We start from the raw sequence: 1688 nt of genomic DNA on the forward strand, positions 1-1688 counted from the left end.
TTGGTTACAGAATTTCAATTTCTTTTTTCCTGAGATCTGTATAAGCTCCTTACCGCAGTGTTTACAGTATTCCTTATCGGGAGTAACTGTAGTTGAGTGATTGGCCTTGATCCCTCCTAGCTTATTTCTTTGGCAGTGGGAAGTAACAGTACTTTTTGGAAGACCCAGGGCTTGAGCGATTGTTGCATACCCAAACCCTTTAGCCCTAAGGTCAGCTATTTGATTTTTTTGTTCTCCAGTCATTATTAATCCTCCAATCGGAGGGTAGAAATCCCTCTCACCATTCACAGGACAGAAGAGGGCATATTGAGTACTGAAAAATAAAAAAATGCCGCCAAGTGCAAGAAAAGCACCCAGCGGCAAAGAGTTAATTATTCAGCTTTGATAAAGGCATCTGTAAAGCCTGCAGCTTTTACTTTGGCCAGCATAGCATCAGCATTGGACTTGACGCTGTAAGCCCCGACCTGAACCCTGTAAAGCTTCTGAGGCGGGGTAGTGGAAGGAGTAGGAGCCGTCAGTAGCTTTTTAACATCAGCCCTTAAAGTATCCATACTCTTACCATGCCTAGAAAACCAGTGACGAGGATCTCCATGATTGCTTGCGATTTTCTTTTGATAGCCTTCATAGTGGCCAATGATGTCTTTCTCCGTCAGGTCATAGAGTTTACAAAGGTGCGCACAAAGCTCAGTGGCTTCTTTATAAACTGCATTGAAATAAGAGACGTCGGACAGGTTGTCTTCGCAGATCTCAAATCCGATGTGACTATTGTTGGCGTCACCACCTGCATGCCAGCCTCTATGATCCCATGGCAGGGTCTGATAGGTAGCGATGGTACCATTTTTAAGTTTTCCGATAAAGGCATGGACACAGACTTGTCTGCCGCTGGGTCTATGCTGATTCCAATGATTGTTATACTGGTTTTCTCCCAAGATGCCATCATCTGGACCAACGTATCTACGTAGATATGGATTGTTAGCTCCGGTGCTGTGGACCATTATGCCTTTGGGCTTGATTTTTCTACCTGCTTTATAACATTCGTTTTCTGTAAAGATTAGTTTTTTAAGGTTCATAGTTTTTCCCTCCTACGATTTGTTGCAATCTATAGAAAAATAAAAACGCCACAGGCTTGGCCTATGACGCTTCTACTAGAATAGGTATTCTTGAGCAGTTATGTCGTCTTCATTTAAATCTCTTGTCTGATTTTCTTTCCCGCAAACCGGGCATGTGCCATAATAATCTCTAAATGTTAAACTCCCTTCTAAGTGCATTAAATACTTCACTAAGATTAACGTCGCACCACAATGGCATTTAATTCTGGTCACTTTCATCCCCTCCAAAAGCATTATGCGAAGGGGATGACATTTTATACAGCTAATCCAGTTTTCCTTCATCAAAAATCTGATCGCTGTTTTCATGCCAATAGAAGTCTAGAGTTTTGTGGCAGCATGGACATTCCTCTTGATAGTTCCTGATCACCATTTTGTCACTGAGTAGTAAGTTGTAATTGATAACGCATAATGGTTCTTCGCAATAGCTACAATGAATAAATACCATTTGAACACCTCCATAACTTACATATGCAAAGAATGCTCAAATGGCAAAATCATTTATTACTTTGTTCCATCTTTATCTCCACCGTCTTTAAGTTGTTCCAAAACATCGCGGAGCTTTTCTGGAATAGGCAGTCC

3 protein-coding genes are annotated in these 1688 nt (G+C 41.5%); all 3 read right to left on the bottom strand.

Translation table 11 applies throughout. The features are described from left to right. Nucleotides 1–243: helix-turn-helix domain-containing protein (locus ACOEN1_RS13365; protein WP_422487389.1), on the bottom strand; the 243-nt coding region annotated here is incomplete at its 3' end. A gap of 128 nt (nt 244–371) precedes the next feature. After that, a complete protein-coding gene (locus ACOEN1_RS13370) occupies nt 372–1070 on the bottom strand; it encodes an N-acetylmuramoyl-L-alanine amidase (protein WP_422487390.1) in 699 nt (232 codons plus the stop codon). Between the two features lie 75 nt (nt 1071–1145). Further along, nucleotides 1146–1322: a hypothetical protein gene (locus ACOEN1_RS13375; RefSeq protein WP_422487391.1), complete on the bottom strand. Its 177-nt coding sequence runs from the start codon at nt 1320–1322 to the stop codon at nt 1146–1148. Nucleotides 1323–1688: the final 366 nt, after the last annotated feature.

Source organism: Gudongella sp. DL1XJH-153, assembly GCF_049310905.1.
In the GTDB taxonomy this organism is placed as follows: domain Bacteria; phylum Bacillota; class Clostridia; order Tissierellales; family Tissierellaceae; genus Gudongella.